The sequence below is a fragment of the Bradyrhizobium sp. 40 genome (assembly GCF_023100925.1).
Classification (GTDB): domain Bacteria; phylum Pseudomonadota; class Alphaproteobacteria; order Rhizobiales; family Xanthobacteraceae; genus Bradyrhizobium.
This window is the reverse complement of record NZ_CP064688.1, coordinates 6,464,831-6,480,928: the sequence shown is the minus strand read 5'-3', so window position 1 is coordinate 6,480,928 and position 16,098 is coordinate 6,464,831. Positions and strand designations below refer to the sequence as shown.

Annotated in this window: 17 protein-coding genes, 1 tRNA gene and 1 pseudogene; 9 read left to right on the top strand and 10 right to left on the bottom strand. The window is 64.0% G+C overall.

Annotated features, from left to right (window positions below; genetic code table 11):
• Positions 1 to 32: 32 nt before the first annotated feature.
• The 3 genes from IVB40_RS31065 to IVB40_RS31055 form a co-directional block, all read right to left on the bottom strand.
• On the bottom strand, positions 33 to 998 hold the full coding sequence (locus IVB40_RS31065; protein WP_247817256.1) for a tripartite tricarboxylate transporter substrate binding protein: 966 nt from the start codon (positions 996 to 998) through the stop codon (positions 33 to 35).
• A 75-nt stretch (positions 999 to 1,073) separates the two neighbouring features.
• Positions 1,074 to 1,856, bottom strand: a complete 783-nt coding sequence (gene hisN / locus IVB40_RS31060) for a histidinol-phosphatase (RefSeq protein ID WP_247284704.1) — start codon at positions 1,854 to 1,856, stop codon at positions 1,074 to 1,076.
• Positions 1,857 to 2,392: 536 nt separating this feature from the next.
• Entirely contained in the window at positions 2,393 to 3,283 is an 891-nt protein-coding gene (locus IVB40_RS31055; protein WP_027565520.1) for an N-formylglutamate amidohydrolase, read from the bottom strand.
• A 420-nt stretch (positions 3,284 to 3,703) separates the two neighbouring features.
• On the opposite strand from IVB40_RS31055, the gene IVB40_RS31050 reads away from it, so the two are divergent.
• From IVB40_RS31050 to IVB40_RS31020, 7 genes and pseudogenes are all read left to right on the top strand, one after another.
• Entirely contained in the window at positions 3,704 to 4,063 is a 360-nt protein-coding gene (locus IVB40_RS31050; protein WP_007597092.1) for a response regulator, read from the top strand.
• A 74-nt stretch (positions 4,064 to 4,137) separates the two neighbouring features.
• Positions 4,138 to 4,212, top strand: a tRNA-Val gene (locus IVB40_RS31045).
• 140 nt (positions 4,213 to 4,352) lie between these two features.
• Positions 4,353 to 4,569, top strand: a pseudogene (locus tag IVB40_RS31040) (DUF2945 domain-containing protein).
• Between the two features lie 6 nt (positions 4,570 to 4,575).
• Positions 4,576 to 5,112 (top strand): DUF488 domain-containing protein, encoded by a 537-nt coding sequence (locus IVB40_RS31035; RefSeq protein ID WP_247357870.1) that lies wholly within the window; start codon positions 4,576 to 4,578, stop codon positions 5,110 to 5,112.
• 118 nt (positions 5,113 to 5,230) lie between these two features.
• Positions 5,231 to 5,704 carry an L-2-amino-thiazoline-4-carboxylic acid hydrolase gene (locus IVB40_RS31030; RefSeq protein ID WP_027565517.1) on the top strand — a complete coding sequence of 158 codons (474 nt, stop codon included), beginning with the start codon at positions 5,231 to 5,233 and terminating at the stop codon, positions 5,702 to 5,704.
• 14 nt (positions 5,705 to 5,718) lie between these two features.
• A complete protein-coding gene (locus tag IVB40_RS31025; protein ID WP_027565516.1) occupies positions 5,719 to 5,961 on the top strand; it encodes a hypothetical protein in 243 nt (80 codons plus the stop codon).
• 106 nt (positions 5,962 to 6,067) lie between these two features.
• Positions 6,068 to 6,601, top strand: coding sequence for a RidA family protein (locus IVB40_RS31020; RefSeq protein ID WP_247817255.1), 534 nt, complete (start codon positions 6,068 to 6,070; stop codon positions 6,599 to 6,601).
• Positions 6,602 to 6,669: 68 nt separating this feature from the next.
• Here the strand turns inward: IVB40_RS31020 and IVB40_RS31015 are convergent, their stop codons facing one another.
• Positions 6,670 to 7,761, bottom strand: coding sequence for an enolase C-terminal domain-like protein (locus IVB40_RS31015; protein ID WP_247817254.1), 1,092 nt, complete (start codon positions 7,759 to 7,761; stop codon positions 6,670 to 6,672).
• A 176-nt stretch (positions 7,762 to 7,937) separates the two neighbouring features.
• On the opposite strand from IVB40_RS31015, the gene IVB40_RS31010 reads away from it, so the two are divergent.
• Positions 7,938 to 9,500: an adenylate/guanylate cyclase domain-containing protein gene (locus IVB40_RS31010; RefSeq protein WP_247817253.1), complete on the top strand. Its 1,563-nt coding sequence runs from the start codon at positions 7,938 to 7,940 to the stop codon at positions 9,498 to 9,500.
• Between the two features lie 222 nt (positions 9,501 to 9,722).
• On the opposite strand, the gene IVB40_RS31005 is transcribed toward IVB40_RS31010, so the two are convergent.
• The 4 genes from IVB40_RS31005 to IVB40_RS30990 all read right to left on the bottom strand — a co-directional run bounded on the left by IVB40_RS31005 (position 9,723) and on the right by IVB40_RS30990 (position 13,585).
• On the bottom strand, positions 9,723 to 10,949 hold the full coding sequence (locus IVB40_RS31005) for an ABC transporter substrate-binding protein (protein ID WP_247819615.1): 1,227 nt from the start codon (positions 10,947 to 10,949) through the stop codon (positions 9,723 to 9,725).
• Between the two features lie 276 nt (positions 10,950 to 11,225).
• Positions 11,226 to 12,155, bottom strand: a complete 930-nt coding sequence (locus IVB40_RS31000) for a carboxylesterase family protein (protein WP_247817252.1) — start codon at positions 12,153 to 12,155, stop codon at positions 11,226 to 11,228.
• A gap of 134 nt (positions 12,156 to 12,289) precedes the next feature.
• Positions 12,290 to 12,784, bottom strand: coding sequence for a hypothetical protein (locus tag IVB40_RS30995; RefSeq protein ID WP_247817251.1), 495 nt, complete (start codon positions 12,782 to 12,784; stop codon positions 12,290 to 12,292).
• A 231-nt stretch (positions 12,785 to 13,015) separates the two neighbouring features.
• Complete coding sequence (locus tag IVB40_RS30990) at positions 13,016 to 13,585, bottom strand: alpha-ketoglutarate-dependent dioxygenase AlkB (RefSeq protein ID WP_247817250.1); 570 nt, start codon at positions 13,583 to 13,585, stop codon at positions 13,016 to 13,018.
• Between the two features lie 79 nt (positions 13,586 to 13,664).
• On the opposite strand from IVB40_RS30990, the gene IVB40_RS30985 reads away from it, so the two are divergent.
• Entirely contained in the window at positions 13,665 to 13,805 is a 141-nt protein-coding gene (locus IVB40_RS30985; RefSeq protein WP_007597071.1) for a hypothetical protein, read from the top strand.
• Here IVB40_RS30985 and IVB40_RS30980 read toward each other — a convergent pair.
• Together IVB40_RS30980 and IVB40_RS30975 are read right to left on the bottom strand one after the other, a co-directional pair.
• Entirely contained in the window at positions 13,802 to 15,388 is a 1,587-nt protein-coding gene (locus tag IVB40_RS30980) for an ATP-binding protein (RefSeq protein ID WP_247817249.1), read from the bottom strand. The genes IVB40_RS30985 and IVB40_RS30980 overlap by 4 nt on opposite strands.
• On the bottom strand, positions 15,385 to 16,089 hold the full coding sequence (locus IVB40_RS30975; RefSeq protein WP_247817248.1) for a response regulator transcription factor: 705 nt from the start codon (positions 16,087 to 16,089) through the stop codon (positions 15,385 to 15,387). Before IVB40_RS30975 ends, IVB40_RS30980 begins: the two co-directional genes overlap by 4 nt.
• Positions 16,090 to 16,098 lie beyond the last annotated feature (9 nt).

Genomic DNA, 16,098 nt, shown 5'->3' with positions numbered 1-16,098 from the left:
TTTTCCGCCCCTTCAGGAGGGGCAAGACACAGTTACTTCGCCGTCTCCACGCCAGCTTCCTTGATCACCTTTGCCCATTTCCTGGTCTCCTCCGCGATGAATGTGCGAAAGTGCTCCGGCTCGTCGCCGACCAGCGCTGCGCCCTGGGCGGCGAGCTTTTCCTTCACCGCGGGATCCGCCATCGCCTTCGTGGCCAGACCATGCAGCGCGGTGACGATCTCCTTCGGCGTGCCCTTCGGCGCGACCATGCCGTACCAGTTCTCGATGCGCAGATCGGCAAAGCCGGCTTCCGCGGTGGTCGGCACATCAGGCGCCGTCGGCGAACGCTCGGCGGAGCCAACTGCGATCGGTCGCAGGGCGCCCGCCTTGACCTGCGGCAGCAGCACGGGGAGATCCAGGAACGTCATCTGCACCTGCTGGCCCAGCAGATCGTTCACGGCCGGCGCCGCGCCGCGATAGGGCACGTGCACGATGTCGATCCTGGCCGTCAGCTTGAACAATTCACCGGCGAGATGCGGCAGGCTGCCGGGGCCGGAGGAGGCGAAGTTGAGTTTTCCCGGCTGCGCCTTGGCGAGCGCGATCAATTCGCCGATGTCCTTTGCGGGCACATTGGTCGCCACCACCAACATTTCCGGCACGGTTGCGACCAGCGTCACCGGCGTGAGGTCGTTGAGCGTATCGTAGGCGACCCGCTCCATGCTCGGGCTGATGGCGAGCGCGCCGGCCGAGGAGATCGCGATGGTATAGCCGTCAGGGGCAGCCTTGGAGACGGCATCGGTGCCGAGGACGCCACCCTGGCCGCCGCGATTGTCGATCAGCACCGGCTGCCCTGACAGCTCCGACATGCGCTGGCCGATCACCCGCGCGATGATGTCGTTGGGGCCGCCGGCCGGGAACGGCACGATCAGCTTGATTGGCTTGGCCGGGAAATTCTGGGCGCAGGCCAGTGTCGGAAACAGAAGCAAGGCCGCGAGAAGGAGCGTGCGCCGGTTGGTCATGCAGGCTCCCTGAAGCATGATCCGGAAAAGTGTGCAGCGGTTTTCCGAGAGGATCATGCGCAAACAATAAATCGCCTATCCGTTGAGCAGTTTCAGTGCTTCTTCGTGAACCCTGGCGTCGCCGGCCGCGACGATGCGGCCGCCGCCCTGCGCCGGCTTGCCTTCCCAGGTGGTGACGACGCCGCCGGCGCCGGTCACGATGGGGATCAGGGCTGCGATGTCGTAAGGCTTCAGCTCGGTCTCGACCACGAGATCGACGTGACCCGCCGCCAGCATGCAATAGGAGTAGCAGTCGCCGCCATAGCGCGACAGCCGCGCGCCCTTCTCGATGCGGCCGAAGATGGCGCGGTCGCGCTCGTTCATCAGCAGCGGGCTGGTGGTGTAGGTCGTCGCCTCCGACAGCGAAGCACAGCGCCGGACCTGGAGCCGGCGCTCGCCGGAGGGGCCATTATAATGAGCCGAGCCGCTGTCACCGGAAAAGCGTTCGCCGATGAAGGGCTGGTGCATCATGCCGTAGACCGGCGTGCCCTTGTGCAGGAGCGCGATCAGCGTGCCCCAGATCGGAAAGCCGCCGATGAAGGATTTGGTGCCGTCGATGGGGTCGAGCACCCAGACGTAATCCGAATCCTCGCGCTCGTTGCCGAATTCCTCGCCGACGATGCCGTGCTGGGGAAAGTTGGCCTTGATCAGACGCCGCATCACCGCCTCCGCGGCGCGGTCGGCCTCGGTTACGGGGTCGAAATCCTTGGTCTTGCTCTTGTCCTCGATCGACAGCGAGGTGCGGAAGAACGGCAGGATGGTTTCGCCGGAGGCGGTGGCGAGCCGTCCGATGAAGGCGGAGAAATCGATCACCGTCACGGCGTATCCTCAAAAAGCGAAAGTCGGGTGAAGCTCACTCCTGCCTAGCTCAAATCGGAAGGATCGTGCAGCGCTGTCTTGCTTTTGCACGCTGGTATTTTGGATGCGGGAAGCGTTCGCCTCGTCAAGACACCCGCTGGGCAAATATCGATCATTGAGTTGAAACCTTAGTTCCGGATCTGCCTCGTTGGTATGCAAATGATTATCAACCCATTGAATTTACTTATCAAAGGAACTGAATCCGGGTTTCTCTGGAAGCAACCGAGCTATGTCCTCATTGCATGGGAAACTGCTCGAAAGCCCTTGCACTTTGTGCGTCGCGGCCGCATATTGTTGCGGTGCGGTAGCGCTTCTCGCGTTACTGCTGCCCTCCTTGGGCGTTTCCTCCCTAGACTTGGGCCGCTTCTTCATTAGAAGCGGCCCTTTTTTCTTTCAGCCTCTCATTTCTTTCAGCGTGGGCTTTCATTTCAATGCGCGCCGCGAAACGCGTTCGCGCTGATCGCACCCAACACAATCATTCGCAGAAAACGTCGCGCTTATTCCGCCGCGGCCTGGAACGGGCCGAGATCGCCGAACGGGACCGTGGTCGCCAGCACGTCGGCGAGCACGCCGAAGTCCGACGCCACTTGCGCAAAGCGCGGACTGCGCTCGCGCCGCCGCTCGTCCATGTAGATCGCGCGGTTGAGTTCGAGCTGCACGGCGTGGAGGCCGCTCGCCGGGTTACCGTAATGCTCGGTGATGAAGCCGCCGGCATAGGGCTTGTTGCGGCCGATCGAATAGCCGAGCCCGGCCATGGTCTCCTCGACCCGGTCGGGCAATAGCGGCGTGCAGCTGGTGCCGTAGCGGTCGCCGATCACGATGTCGGGCCGCCGCGGCTCGTCGCGGGAGACGCCGACCGAGGGCATCGAATGGCAGTCGACCAGCACGACGGTGCCGAACATCTGGTGCACCTTGTTGATCAGCCGGCGCAGCGCGCGATGATAGGGCTTGTACAGCGTCTCGATCCGCCCCAGCGCGTCGTCGACCAGGATGCGCTCGCGATAGATCTCCTGGCCGTCGCCGACCACGCGCGGAATGGTGCCGAGCCCGCCGGCGACCCGCATCGAGCGGGTGTTGGCAAAGCTCGGCAGGCGCCCGGTGAACATCCGGGGATCGAGCTCATAGGGTTCACGATTGACGTCGACATAGGAGCGCGGAAAGTTGACCCGCACGGTCGGAAAGCCGCGCTCGCTGAGATGGCCGATCAGCTCGTCCATGAAGGAATCTTCGGAACGCCGCAGCGTCGGCAGGTCGATCCTGGAGGCGCTGAGGAATTCGTCCGGATAGGTCGAGCCGGAATGGGGCGAGTTGAAGATAATCGGCGCGCGCCATTGCGCGGGCTCAACGATCTCGAAGGCGGGCGACTTGTCGCCGTCAAACCGGGTCATCTTCTCAGGCTTCGTCCCTTGGTGTCAGGCTTCATCCCTTGGCAATCAGGCTTCGCCCCTTGGTATCAGGCTTCGCCTCTCCGTATCAGGCTTCGCCCTTGGCGCCGCACGATCCAACAAGCCCAGCACCGGCCTTAACGCATTGATTCGGCCGATCAGGCGGCTCTTATGTGTCGTCATTGTCCGGAATCGCAACCATCCTGCCAAGCGAAAAGATGAGATCTGCGCTGGAACATGTCTTAACCCTGCGGGCAGCGAGGTGGGGACCGGCAGGTACGGCTCGATTGCTTCATGCCGTATTCCGGTTCACAAGAGTCCGGCAGCGCGAGCTGCGGACGGTAAAGATTTTCACCCCAAATTTACCCTCCGTCGGGCTTAGTGACCTCCGCTGATATCCTCTGGGGATTCGACATTTCCGCCATGCCAAAGATCCTGCTCGCCGAAGACGACAACGACATGCGCCGTTTCCTGGTCAAGGCGCTGGAAAACGCCGGTTTTCAGGTCTCGTCCCACGATAACGGCATGGCCGCCTATCAGCGGCTGCGGGAAGAGCCGTTCGAGATGCTGCTCACCGACATCGTGATGCCGGAGATGGACGGCATCGAGCTCGCCCGCCGGGCCTCGGAACTCGACCCCGACATCAAGATCATGTTCATCACCGGCTTCGCCGCGGTCGCCCTGAACTCGGATTCGGACGCCCCCAAGAACGCCAAGGTGCTGTCCAAGCCCGTGCATTTGCGCGAATTGGTCAGCGAAGTGAACAAGATGCTGGCGGCCTAAATCGGCCCCCTTCCGTCCTTGCACCGGCTCCCGTGAGCCGTTATAGGGACCCGACCCGATCTAGACGACATCTAGGGCGCGTAGCTCAGCGGGAGAGCACTACCTTGACATGGTAGGGGTCACAGGTTCGATCCCTGTCGCGCCCACCACGCTTCGCCTTCGGCTTCGCGTGGCACAGCCAAGACCTCTCGGGCGAAGCGTGTCCGGCGTAGCTCGAAGAGCGTAGACGGACTGGGGCGTTCTGCTCCGCAGCCTGGAACGTCCAGACGCGCTCCCGCATTGGTTCGCCATGCCGAAAGTGTTCAAGCGTGGCGACCATGTCAGCTGGAATTCCGAGGCCGGCCGGGTGCGCGGCCACATCCTCCGCGTGCACACCAAAGGACGTCGAGTACAAGGGCTACGTCCACCATGCCAGCCCCGACGATCCGCAATACGAGATCAAAAGCGACAAGACCGATCACGTCGCCTTGCATAAGGGCCGGGCGTTGCACTTGCTCCGGAGCTGACGGGCGATGGCTCACCCATTCTTCACGATCGGCCACGGCACACGTCCAATCGGTGAATTCGTTGTCCTGTTGCAGAGCGTGTCCGTCACGCATCTCGTCGACGTCCGCACCGTGCCCCGCTCGCGCACCAATCCCCAATACAATCGCGAGGCCCTGTCGCAAGCACTCGGGGCCGTTTCGGTCGACTATGAGCATATCGCCTCGCTCGGCGGCCTGCGCAGCCGCAAGCGGGAGATACCGCGCGAGACCAATGCTTTCTGGCAGAACGACAGCTTTCACAACTATGCCGACTATGCGGTGAGCGAGAGCTTTCGCGAGGGGCTCGCGCATCTGCGCGAACTCGGGCAGGCGCAGCGATGCGCCATCATGTGTGCCGAGACGGTATGGTGGCGCTGCCACCGGCGGATCATCACCGATTACCTGCTCGCCGGCGGCGAGAGCGTGTTTCACATTACGGGACCCGGGGAGGTCAAACTGGCCGAGATGAATCCGGCGGCGCACATGATGGCTGACGGCCGCTTGGTTTATCCCGCGGAAAGTTAGCAAATCGTGCTATTCGCGGCTATGATTGCTGCAGTCCGTGATCCTCTGGGGGAGTGGGTTATCGCTACCCGTCACCCATAGGATCTATGATCCTCTTGGTCCGCGACGTGAGTTTGCCATGAGCATTTCCGTGCTCGAACAGGTCAGAATCCAGGCGCAGGTGTTGGTGCCCTTGGTCAAGGCGCTCCAGGCCGAGCTCGGCGAGACGCATGCCAATGCGCTGGTGCGCAAGGCGCTCGGCGATCTCTATCGCGGTTTCGGCGAGGAATTCTGGAAAGCCAAGAACGAGAACAATCTCGGCAAGGCGGTGTCCTCCGCCTTCCAGACCTATGCCCGTGACGACGCGCTCGCTTACAATATTGTCGAGCAGACCGAGGACGTCTTCGCGCTTGATGTGAAGCGATGCGCCTATGCCGAGTTCTACAAGGCGCTGGGCGAGCCCAAGCTCGGCTTTCTCCTGGTCTGCACCGCCGACTTTGCGACCGCCGAAGGTTTCGGCCCCGACGTCGCGCTGACGCGAACGCAGACCATCATGCAAGGCGCTCCGCATTGCGACTTCCGCTACCGGCGCGATCCGGGCGGATCACGGTGAAGGAACTCCGACCCATGCGAACGGGCTGTCTTGCCCTAGCTGTATTGTCGCTGATTGCGTCGCGGGCCGACGCAGCCGCCATCGACTGGCAGGCCGAGCTCCAGCGCTGTCGTGTGCTGCGCGAAAACGTGGCGCCGTTGCTTCAGGCCGGCGAGGGGATCTCGGCGGTCGGCCGTTCCAACAGATCCGTGCGTCGCTGCATATGGATCCAGCGCATGGCGGTACGAAGGAAGATTCCGGGCGCGGAGACGTGGTAACGCGGGCGCCTCTCAGGGGGACGCCTTCTTCGGCCCGCCTAGCAGGTCCTTCAATCCGGTCGGATAGCGGCTTGATGCTGGCCCGAACGTGCCGCCTGGCGCTGCCTTGATCCGTGACTCGCCGCCTGCCATTGTCCGATCCTTCGCGGCGGCGAACCTGGCATTCGGCGAAACTGTATCGCTCACCGCGGATGTGGAAAGAAGGCAGGTTACCGAAATGAGCAGCGTGAACAAGCCCGGCGGCAACTACCTGCCGGTGATCATCCATGGTGGAATTGCGTATGTCAGTGGTCAGCTGCCGCGTCGCGGCGAAGACCTGCTGTACTCAGGCAAAGTCGGCGCAGGTGTCGATGTCGCCGCAGCACAGGAAGCTGCTGCACTCTGCGCTGATCTCTGCATTTCGGCCATCAACCACGCAACAGGCGGAGAGGACAAGATCGTCCAGGTCTTGCAGCTCGTTGGATACATCGCCTCGGCGCCTGGATTTACGCAGCAATCGCAAGTCATGAACGGCGCCTCCGACCGGCTGATCGAGCGCCTAGGTGATCGCGGCCGTCATACGCGTACATCTGTTGGCGTCGCCGAGTTGCCGCGGGGCGCACCGGTCGAGCTGAGTATGATTGCCACTGTTCGGTCGTAGATGGCATGTTCGCTCGGTGATCGTCAGGTTCCGAAGTCCGCGATGTGATGCGCCGCGACGAACGCGGCCTATTCGACCAGATACTTCTTCACCGCGGCCTCGTCCCACGCAATGCCGTTGCCGGGCTCCTCGCTTGGCAGGGCAAAGCCGTCCTTGATCTGCAAACGGGTCGCCAGCACCGCGTCGGCCCAATCGACATATTCCAGCCAGTGCGCGGTGGGCGTCACGCAGAGAAGATGCGCGCTGACTTCCGAGAACAGATGCGTCGACATCTCGATGCCTGCGGCATGCGCCAGCGCGGCGGCGCGCAGCCAGCCGGTGACGCCGCCGATGCGCTGCACGTCGGGCATCACGTAGTCGCAGGCTTCCGCCGACAGCGCGGATTGCATCGCGAACGCGCTGTCAAAGTTCTCGCCGATCTGGACCGGGGTGCGCAGCGCATCCGCGATGCGGGCGCAGCCGGAATAGTCGTCGTGACGGATCGGCTCCTCGATCCAGGTGAGCCCCTCGTCGTCGAGCATCTCGCCGCGGCGGATGGCCTCGCTGACCGTCAGCGCCTGATTGTAGTCGCACATCAAGGTCACCTCGTCGCCGACGGCCTTGCGCACCGCGCGCACCACCTTCAGGTCTTCCCGCGCATCGGGACGGCCGACGCGGATCTTTGCGGCCTGGAAGCCCTCGGCCAGCAGCTTGTGGGCCTCCTCCACCGCGGCACCCGCCGGCATGATGCCGAGCCCCTTCGAATTGTAGGCCGGAACCGGTTTCGGCGCGCCGCCGAGCAGGCGCGCCAGCGGCAGGCTTCGAGCGCGGGCCAGCGCGTCCCATGCCGCCATGTCGATGCCGGATTGCGCCAGCCGCTGCAGGCCGGCCAGACCCAAGAGCGTGAAGCGCTGGGTCAGCTTGCGCTCGATCTCGAAGGGCAGCAGCTCGTCGCCCGCGACGAGCTCTGACATTTCCGCGACCATCGCCGTCAGCGGCTTCAAGGCCGAGGGGGTGATCGAGAACAGATAGGCGTGCCCCCGCGCGCCCAGGTCGGTCTCACAGTCGATCAGCACCAGCGGCGCCTTTGCGACAGCCCCGGTCGAGGTTTTGAGCGGGAGGTTCATCGGCACGATCACGGGGCGCGCATTGAAGCGCTTGATACGGATGGTCTCGGTCATTTGATGGATCTCCCGGTGGAGTGAATGCAGATTAATGCCGATCTTAAACATTCGCCATGAAACGAAAAGCCGCTTGGCGCGACCACCATAAAATGGGGTTGCGCGGGAGCGCGTTTATTGGCTCTGTTCCGCATCCCCCGAGTTCGAGACAAGAACGCTCATCACGGAGCCAAAGAGTGAAGCAAGAGATCTCCGAAGAACAGCGCAAGAGTGGCATCCTGACCGGTGCCGCGGTCGCCTTCCTCCTGCTCGCTTTGCCGCTCGCAGTGTGGCTGGACCTGACCGAACTCAGCAAGACCGCGCTGCGCCGGCAGGCGATCGACCTGAATTCGGTGATCACGAGCGTGCGCAGCTATTACGCGACCAACGTGGTCGGGCGCATCATCGCCAATCCGAACGGCACGACCAGGGTGGTTCACAACTACGAATCCGTCCCCGGCGGGGTCCCGATCCCGGCCACGCTGTCGCTGGAGCTCGGGCGGGTAATCGGAGCGCAGCAGGAAAACATCACCTACCGTTTCGTTTCGGACTTCCCGTTCCAGAATCGCGCCCCGCACCAGCTCGACAAGTTCGAGAAGGATGCGCTCGAATCGCTTCGCAACGATCCCGAGCAGAAGATCGTCGAGACCGAGACCTCGCTGTTCAACGACAAGGTCCGCTTGATCGCTCCGGTGACGATGGGCCCGGCCTGCGTCAGCTGCCACAACAGCCACCCTGAAAGTCCGAAGAAGGATTGGAAGGTGGGTGACGTCAGGGGCATCCAGGAGGTGATCATCGCCCAGCCGATCGCCGCCAACATCTTCTCGTTCAAATTCCTCTTGGCCTATTTCCTGATCGCGGCCGGCAGCGGCTTGTCGTTTCTCTCGCTGCAGCGCCGCCAGGCGAGCCGCATCAAGGGCATGAACAGGGAGCTCGAATCCGCCAACGACTTCCTGGCTTCGCTCTCGATGAAGATCTCGCGTTACATTCCGCCGCAGGTCTACCGAAGCATCTTCTCTGGCCAGAAGGACGTCACCATCCACACCGAACGCAAGAAGCTCACCATCTTCTTCTCGGACATCCAGAACTTCACCGCGACGGCGGAGCGGCTCCAGCCGGAGTTGCTGACCCAGCTCCTCAACGAATATTTCACCGAGATGTCGGCGGTCGCCCACGAATTTGGCGGCACCATCGACAAGTTCATCGGCGATGCCATGCTGATCTTCTTCGGCGATCCCGAGACCAAGGGCGACCGCGCCGACGCTCAGGCCTGCCTCCAGATGGCCTGGCGCATGCAGCACCGCCTCACCGAGCTCAATGCGAAATGGCGCGCCTCCGGCATCGAGCTGCCGTTCAAGGCGCGCATGGGCATCAATTCCGGCTATTGCAATGTCGGCAATTTCGGCAGCAGCGATCGCATGGACTACACCATCATCGGTGCGGAGGCGAACCTCGCCGCGCGCCTGCAATCGATCGCCGAGCCCGGCGGCATCGTGCTGAGCTATGAAACCTTTGCGCTGGTCAGCGACATCGTCCGCGCCCACGCGCTGCCCGCGATCACGATGAAAGGCATCAGCCGCGAAGTGATTCCGTACTCCGTGGATGCGCTGAACGACGCTTCAGTGGAGACAAGCGGCATCATTACCGAGCGTGCCCCCGGGCTGGAGCTCTATCTCGACCCCGCGGTAGTGAAATCCGGCGACGCAGCGCGGGTGCGCTCGCTGCTGGAGAACGCGCTGGCCTCGCTGAAGCCGGTGTGAGGCAGGGCTGTCGCAGTCGCAGTTGAGGTTGTCGAACGTGCTCGGCCTGCATGGTTCGAGACGCCCGCTCTGGCGGGCTCCTCACCATGAGGGTCGGATTTCTCGCTGCGAAAACGCGACCTCATCCTGAGGGCCTGCCTAGGCGGGCGTCTCGAAGGATGGCCGCGGGCGAGCTCCTAGTCACGTTTTCTCCGTGCGCTACCGCTGCCAGCGTGAAGCAACTCACCGCGCCGCGCCTTCCGTAAACGCCGTCTCGATCACGTCGCCGAAGGGTTGCCAGGAACGGCCGTCGAACTGGACCAACCGCATCTGCCTGATCGGCAGGTAGCTGGTCGGCGAGGTGTTCATCCTGATGTTGGGCAGGGCGACCGAGGGCTGATAATTCCTCAGCGAAGCCGCCTGACGCATGATGTTCTCGCGCGATAAATCGTCGCCGCATTGCTTCAGCACCTGCGTCAGCGCCTCGGCCGCGGCGTAGCCATAGAGCGCGGCGCTGTTGTTGGTGCTTTCGTCGTGATGGTATTTGTCCATGAAGGCGAACCAGTCCTTCATGGCGGGATCGTCTTTCCACGCGGGATCGCTCGGATCCTTGAGGAAAGCCGCCGAGATCACGCCGGAGGAATTCTCCAGGCCTGCGGGCGCCATCGCATTTGCGATCGAGGCCGAGGCGTCGTTGACGATGAAGACCGGGCGCCATTTCATTGCCGCCGCCAGCTTGATCACCTTGGACGCCGTCGACGGTACACCGAGAAAGACGAAAATATCGGCGCCGGCGCGCTTGAGGATCGAGACGTGTCCGTCGAGATGCTCATCGGCAATGTCGAAGGCGATGTCGACGAGGACGAGACGGTTCAGTTCGCCAAGTCCTTCCTCCATGCCCTTGAGAAGCGCACGCCCGAACTGGTCGTTCTGCCAGAGCACCACGATCTTCTTCCTGGGATAATAGGCCTGGAGATAGTTGGCGTAGATGCGCCCCTCCGACCGGAACGACGGCTGCCAGCCCATGGTCCAGGGAAACGCCTTGGCCTGGCTCAGCTCCTCGTCGCCGGAGGCGACGAACAGTTGTGGGATCTTCTTTGCGTTCAGATACCAGCGCGTGGCGAGATTACCCGGTGTGCCGAACGATCCGAACATCAAATGCACGTCGTCCGTCTCGACCAGATTGCGCGTCAGCTCCAGCGCCGTCATCGGATCGGAATTGTCGTCGCGCGTGATGAAGCGGATCTTGCGGCCGTTGATTCCGCCGCGCGCGTTGACCATGTCGAAATAGGCCGCTTCCGCCTGGCCAATAGCGCCGAACTCCGAGAGCGGTCCCGAATACGGCATGACATTGCCGATGCGGATTTCGTTGTCGGCGATGGGTTGATCCGAGTGTTGTTGCTGCGACATCGCTCCGAGCGAGGCCAAGGCGATCATCGAGACGAACAGCATCCTGCCGGTGACGCGCATGCTCAACACCTTGTCGTTGGCCCCCAACGAGGTCGGCTCAGTCCGCAGCAAGGCGAGTTGATCTACGTCAAGCGTTTGTCAAAGCTGTGGCCGGTTGGCGCGCCGCGATGCGGCGCGTCGCAGCCCGGGCGAAAGCGACAGGCGTGCTGACGGGCTGCAAGAGGTCGTCATGCCCGGGCTTGTCCCGGGCATCCACGTGCTTTGTGCCGCGAGGAAGGCGTGGATGGCCGGGACAAGCCCGGCCATGACGTTGCAGGAGCTGCGTCCGCAACACCGCTACGGCAGCCCGCGCGCCTCGAGCTGATGCGCCAGCAGCAGCGTCGGCTCGGCGAGGCTGTCGCCGGTGCCGTCGAGGCCGAAGGCGCTCGCGATGCCGTCGCGGCTGCGCAGCAGCGCGCTACGCGGACAATGGCCGGCGCCGCAGAGCGTCTTCTTCAAGGTTTCGCCCTGCGCCGTGATGCCGGCGGAATCATCCGCAGCCCAGGCCAGCACGATCGGGACGTCGACATTGAGGATGCCAGGGAAGACCGAGCGCTTGTTGTACTGGCTGGCGTCGCTGCCGAGATAGGCCTTCTCGCTGTCGCTCGCGTCCTTGCCGGCGCGGTAGACCCCGGACACCAGCACGACCGCCGCGACATCGGCGCGGTCGGTCTGGAGTTCGGGATGGGCCAGCAGGGTAGCGACATGGAAGGCGCCGGCGCCGTAGCCGACCGCGACAATCTCGCGGGCATCGCCGTTGAACAGGTCGATATTGCCGTGGACCCAGGACAGCGCCGCCGCCACGTCGGTCGCACCCGCTGGCCACGTCGCCGAGGGCGCCAGCCGGTAGTTGACGCGCACGCCGATCATGTCGTTGCGGGCGGCAAAGCACATGGCCTGGTCCTGGATCTGGCGCGACAGCTCCGGCGCGGCGCGGTCGCCGGTGAAGGTGTCGCCGGTCACGAACAGCAGCACCGGCCGCGGCGTATCCGCCTTGGTCGTGGCGGTGGCGACATCGAGCACATTGGCTTCGCTCTCGCCGTAGCGCAGGCCGCGCGAGAAGGTGACCTGCTCGCACAGCCGCGCGGTGCCGCCCGCGGTGGTGTCGTTGTCGGTGAGGCCGACCCGGACGAGATCGGACGGCGCGGCCGGCCGCGCCGGCAAGGGGCCGTGTGCGGAGGCTGCCGTCACGCCCAGAATCAGAAAAAATGCGAGAAAATTCTTCATGTCGGTGTTGGCCCTGCGTGCCCGATATGGGCTCGCGCGTTTGGCCCGTCTTTTCAATTCGCCTTATTAGTTAGCTGGTCATGAGGCGATTTCACGGCACCCATGGTTCTCTCGGCACGTCCTCCACGCGTGGTTCAATTCCCCGGCTGGAACGTGCACTCCGCGCCGCTGCCGTCCTTCCGGCGGATGGCGTTGGGGTCGATCGTGCAGCTCAGCTTGGTCAGGCTCTCGAAATTCGATCCTGCGGCGCCGTCGGACGGAATGCCGGCCAGGGCTTCGGTGGCGAAGATCTCGCCGGCCGTGGAGCCGTTCACCGTCCTGGTCTTCTTGCCGAAGGTGACCTCGCAGTTCCGGATGGTGATGTCGACATTGCCGGCGCGACAGACGATTCGATCGGCGGTCACCACGATCGGCTTCTTGTAGGGAATGTCGCTGTTGGCGGCGAACAGCATCGCCATTGCCTTCTTCTCGGCGCCGGACAGCACCGATGACAGCGGCGCGATCACCCCCGCGAGCGCCAGCGCCGTCGAGCCCGAGACTTTTGCGGGCGTCGCGTCGGATGCATCGGCGACGCCGGAGGCAGTTCCGACAACGAGGGCGCAGGCGAGGATCAATCGACCGGCTTTCATTTTGCCTCCCTGGGCCTGCCATCGCGGCTTCCCTTCCGGGCGGCGCGTAGAACCAGTTTAGCATGTAAACGCGAATTGGAAGGCAAGTTCGCCGGGCCTTGGGCCTTTGCGCGGTGCGGCTGTTTTGCCCCGAGGTGTCAAACGGTTACGCCGCGGGGCCAAGCCTCGCGCCGACACGGCCGTTCTACTGTGCATGGGGTTGTTTTCGCGTTTTTTTGTTTGGCCGGCCGGTCAGGCCTGCTTCATCGTCCGGAAGGTGATGGAATAGCGGCGCGCCTCGACCGGCGGGATGCTGTGCTCCCATTGCGACCGCGCCTCGCCGTCCATCATGTAAAGCGAGCGCGGCAAGGCTTCGAGCGTGTGACGCTCCCATTTGTCGCCGCTACGGCGGCGGAAGCGGAATTTGCAGGACGAGCCCAGCGACAGGCCGAGGATTTTGTCGAAATGCGGCTTGTCGCGGTGCCAGCCGATGCCGACGCCGGCGTCGTATTCGGTGCAGAGCACCTGCCGCACGCTGCCGCCGGCAAGCCCCGCCCATGCCTCGACATGCCGCGTGACGGGGACGACCCAGTCCGGGATCGGCTCGGCCTCGGCCAGCCGCTGCTCTGTGTAGTCATAGCGATAGCCGAAGGACGCCACCCGGCGGTTGCCCTCGAAGGCGCCGAACTGGAAGCGCTGGAGCGGCAATGCTGCGATGCGGCAGATGAGCGCCTGCTCGACGGCGGCCTCGACGAAGTCGTCGGCATAGCGAAGGCCGGCAGGCCCTGCTTGCGGATCGGCGAACAAACCAAGCTGCGTCATTCCTCGCATTTCCGTGATGGAACCTAATGGTGGCTGATGCGACTTACATATGACGCGGAAAGTAACGTGCGAGGCTGTCATGGCAGAGAAGCATACCGCCGATCCGGCAGAAATCATGCGGGCGACCGGTCATCCTGAGCTGGAATACGCCGCCGGCTGGACCATCGCCGGTCTGGTCACCATCGGCACCATCGTCGCCGCCTGGGTGTTCGCGATCTAGCCCATTGGAAACTGGAGCTCGAACGCCGCGCCCTGATCGGTCGGCTTGAGCCTGATCGAGCCACCATGGCTCGCCATCACCGCGCGCGCGATCGCGAGCCCCATCCCGGTGCCGCCTTGGTCGCGGCGGGTGGTGAAGAACGCGTCGAAGATCCTGTCGCGGTTCGGCGCCGAAATCGCCTCGCCGTCATTGGTCACGGTCAGACGCAGGGTCGTGCGCTCGTCGATCGCCTCCAGCCTGATGGCCCCAGCCTTGTGCCGCATCGCATTGTCGGCGAGATGCGACAGCACGATCAGCGCCTTCTCGGCCGACATGCCGATCATCAGGTCGAGGCTGCCGCTGGCCTCGATCGAGCTCGCCGGAAATCGGCTCCTGAGGTCGGCAATCACCGGCGCCAATTCCGTGCGCTCGTTTTGCGGCAGGCTTTCGGCACGCGCGAGTTCGCGCAGCCGCTGCGCCATCGCTTCCAGCCGCTTTGTGTCGGACAGGATGTTGGCGATGAACGTCTCCTGCTCGGCCGGCGTCAGGCTGCCCGCTTTGCCCTGAACCGAATCCTGCAACAGCTCGGCGGCGCCCTTGATCGAGGTCAGCGGCGATTTCAGCTCGTGGGTGAGGTGGGCCGAGAAGGTCGCGATATAGTCCGAGCGCCGCGCCAGCTGTTCGGCCATGCCGAGGAAGCTGTGTGAGAGCTGCGCGAACTCGCGCGTACCGTAGTGTCGGAGCGGCCTGAACGCCTCACGGTCGCCGCGGCCTATTCTGGTGGCGCGATCGATCAGTTCGCGCATCGGCAGCGTGATGGTGCGCGAGAATACGAGGCCGATCGCGATCGTGCCGAGAACCACGGCGAGCCCCGCCAGCACGAACTTCGCCCGCTCCTGATAGAGATGGTCGAAGATGTTGCTCGGCGTCCGCGTCGTGTAGATCACCCCCGCGACGCGGTTGTTGACGATGACAGGCATTGCCGAGAACACGTGGACGCCGAGGCCGCGGCTGAAGGAATAGATCGACGGCGGCGGCTTGTCGGGCACGCGGTTGCGCAGGGTGGCGCGGTATTGCCCATGCAGCGCGTCCGCGACCTCCTCGATGTGGGCGAGCGACTGCCCGACCTCCTGCCGCCCGGCGATCACCACGCCTTGGGGATCGAGGATGCGAAAGCCTGCCAGCGTCACCTTTTGGGTCTCGCGGATGATCGGCGTCAGCTTTGCGCCGATCTCGACATAGACGGGCTGCGGCGGCTGTGGAGCGGTTTGCGCCTCTGGCCGCCGCCGCAGCAGGTCGTTGGCGGTGAGGTCAAGCGCGGGACGGATCGGGGTGACCTGGTCGCCTGGATCAGGCAGCACGTTCGTCGGCACCTCGGCGCCGAGCGTCAGGCCGCTGTCGAGCCGCGCCGTGATCTCCTGCGCGTAGATCGTCGCGAGCACGCGGCTCTGCGCGATCAGCTCGGCCTGGGTCTGGCGGATCAGCTGGTTGTCGTAGAGACGGAAGAAGAACAGGCCGACCAGCGGCAGCACGCCGACGGTCGCCAGCACCGTGAAGATCACCAGGGTGAGCGACGGCCGCCATTTGTCCGGCGCCGCGCTCATGCCTCTTTCTCGCAGCGGCCGAGCTTGAAGCCCACGCCGTGGATGGTCTCGATGACATTGTCGCAGGCCAGCGCCGCGAGCTTGGCGCGGATGTTGCGGATGTGGCTGTCGATGGTGCGGTCGGAGACCTGGATGTTGAGCTGGTAGGCGGCCCGCATCAGCTGCTCGCGATTGAACACCGAGCTCGGCCGGGTCAGGAACGCGCGCAAGATGCCGAACTCGATCGCGGTCAGCTTTAGCGGCGTGCCGGCGAACGACGCGACATGCTGCTCGGGATCGATCAACAGGCCGCCTTGCGCGAGTGCAGACGGCCCCGCCTTGGCCTCGCCATTGCGCGGGCCGAGACGGCGCAGGATGACGTTGACCCGCGCCACCAGCTCGCGCGGGCTGAACGGCTTCGTCACGTAGTCGTCGCCGCCGATCTCGAGGCCGAGGATGCGGTCGATCTCCTCGTCGCGCGCCGACAGGAACAGGATCGGCACGTCGGAGCCTTTGCGCACCTCGCGGCAGACGTCGAGGCCGTCGAATTCGGGCATGCCGATGTCGAGCACGATGAGATCGGGCTTGTCGGTGGCAAAGCGGCTCAGCGCCTCCTTGCCGTCGCGCGCTTCGATCACGTCCATGCCGGCCTTCTTTAGCGCAACGCGGATGACCTCGCGGATGTGGCCCTCGTCGTCGACGATGAGAATGCGATGCGCCAAGAATCTCTC

Coding starts and splice junctions, on each gene's coding strand:
- IVB40_RS31065 (WP_247817256.1), bottom strand. CDS start 998: ATGACCAACCGGCGCACGCTCCTTCTCGCGGCCTTGCTTCTGTTTCCG.
- IVB40_RS31055 (WP_027565520.1), bottom strand. CDS start 3,283: ATGACCCGGTTTGACGGCGACAAGTCGCCCGCCTTCGAGATCGTTGAG.
- IVB40_RS31050 (WP_007597092.1), top strand. CDS start 3,704: ATGCCAAAGATCCTGCTCGCCGAAGACGACAACGACATGCGCCGTTTC.
- IVB40_RS31035 (WP_247357870.1), top strand. CDS start 4,576: ATGGCTCACCCATTCTTCACGATCGGCCACGGCACACGTCCAATCGGT.
- IVB40_RS31030 (WP_027565517.1), top strand. CDS start 5,231: ATGAGCATTTCCGTGCTCGAACAGGTCAGAATCCAGGCGCAGGTGTTG.
- IVB40_RS31025 (WP_027565516.1), top strand. CDS start 5,719: ATGCGAACGGGCTGTCTTGCCCTAGCTGTATTGTCGCTGATTGCGTCG.
- IVB40_RS31015 (WP_247817254.1), bottom strand. CDS start 7,761: ATGACCGAGACCATCCGTATCAAGCGCTTCAATGCGCGCCCCGTGATC.
- IVB40_RS31005 (WP_247819615.1), bottom strand. CDS start 10,949: ATGCGCGTCACCGGCAGGATGCTGTTCGTCTCGATGATCGCCTTGGCC.
- IVB40_RS31000 (WP_247817252.1), bottom strand. CDS start 12,155: ATGAAGAATTTTCTCGCATTTTTTCTGATTCTGGGCGTGACGGCAGCC.
- IVB40_RS30995 (WP_247817251.1), bottom strand. CDS start 12,784: ATGAAAGCCGGTCGATTGATCCTCGCCTGCGCCCTCGTTGTCGGAACT.
- IVB40_RS30990 (WP_247817250.1), bottom strand. CDS start 13,585: ATGACGCAGCTTGGTTTGTTCGCCGATCCGCAAGCAGGGCCTGCCGGC.
- IVB40_RS30985 (WP_007597071.1), top strand. CDS start 13,665: ATGGCAGAGAAGCATACCGCCGATCCGGCAGAAATCATGCGGGCGACC.
- IVB40_RS30980 (WP_247817249.1), bottom strand. CDS start 15,388: ATGAGCGCGGCGCCGGACAAATGGCGGCCGTCGCTCACCCTGGTGATC.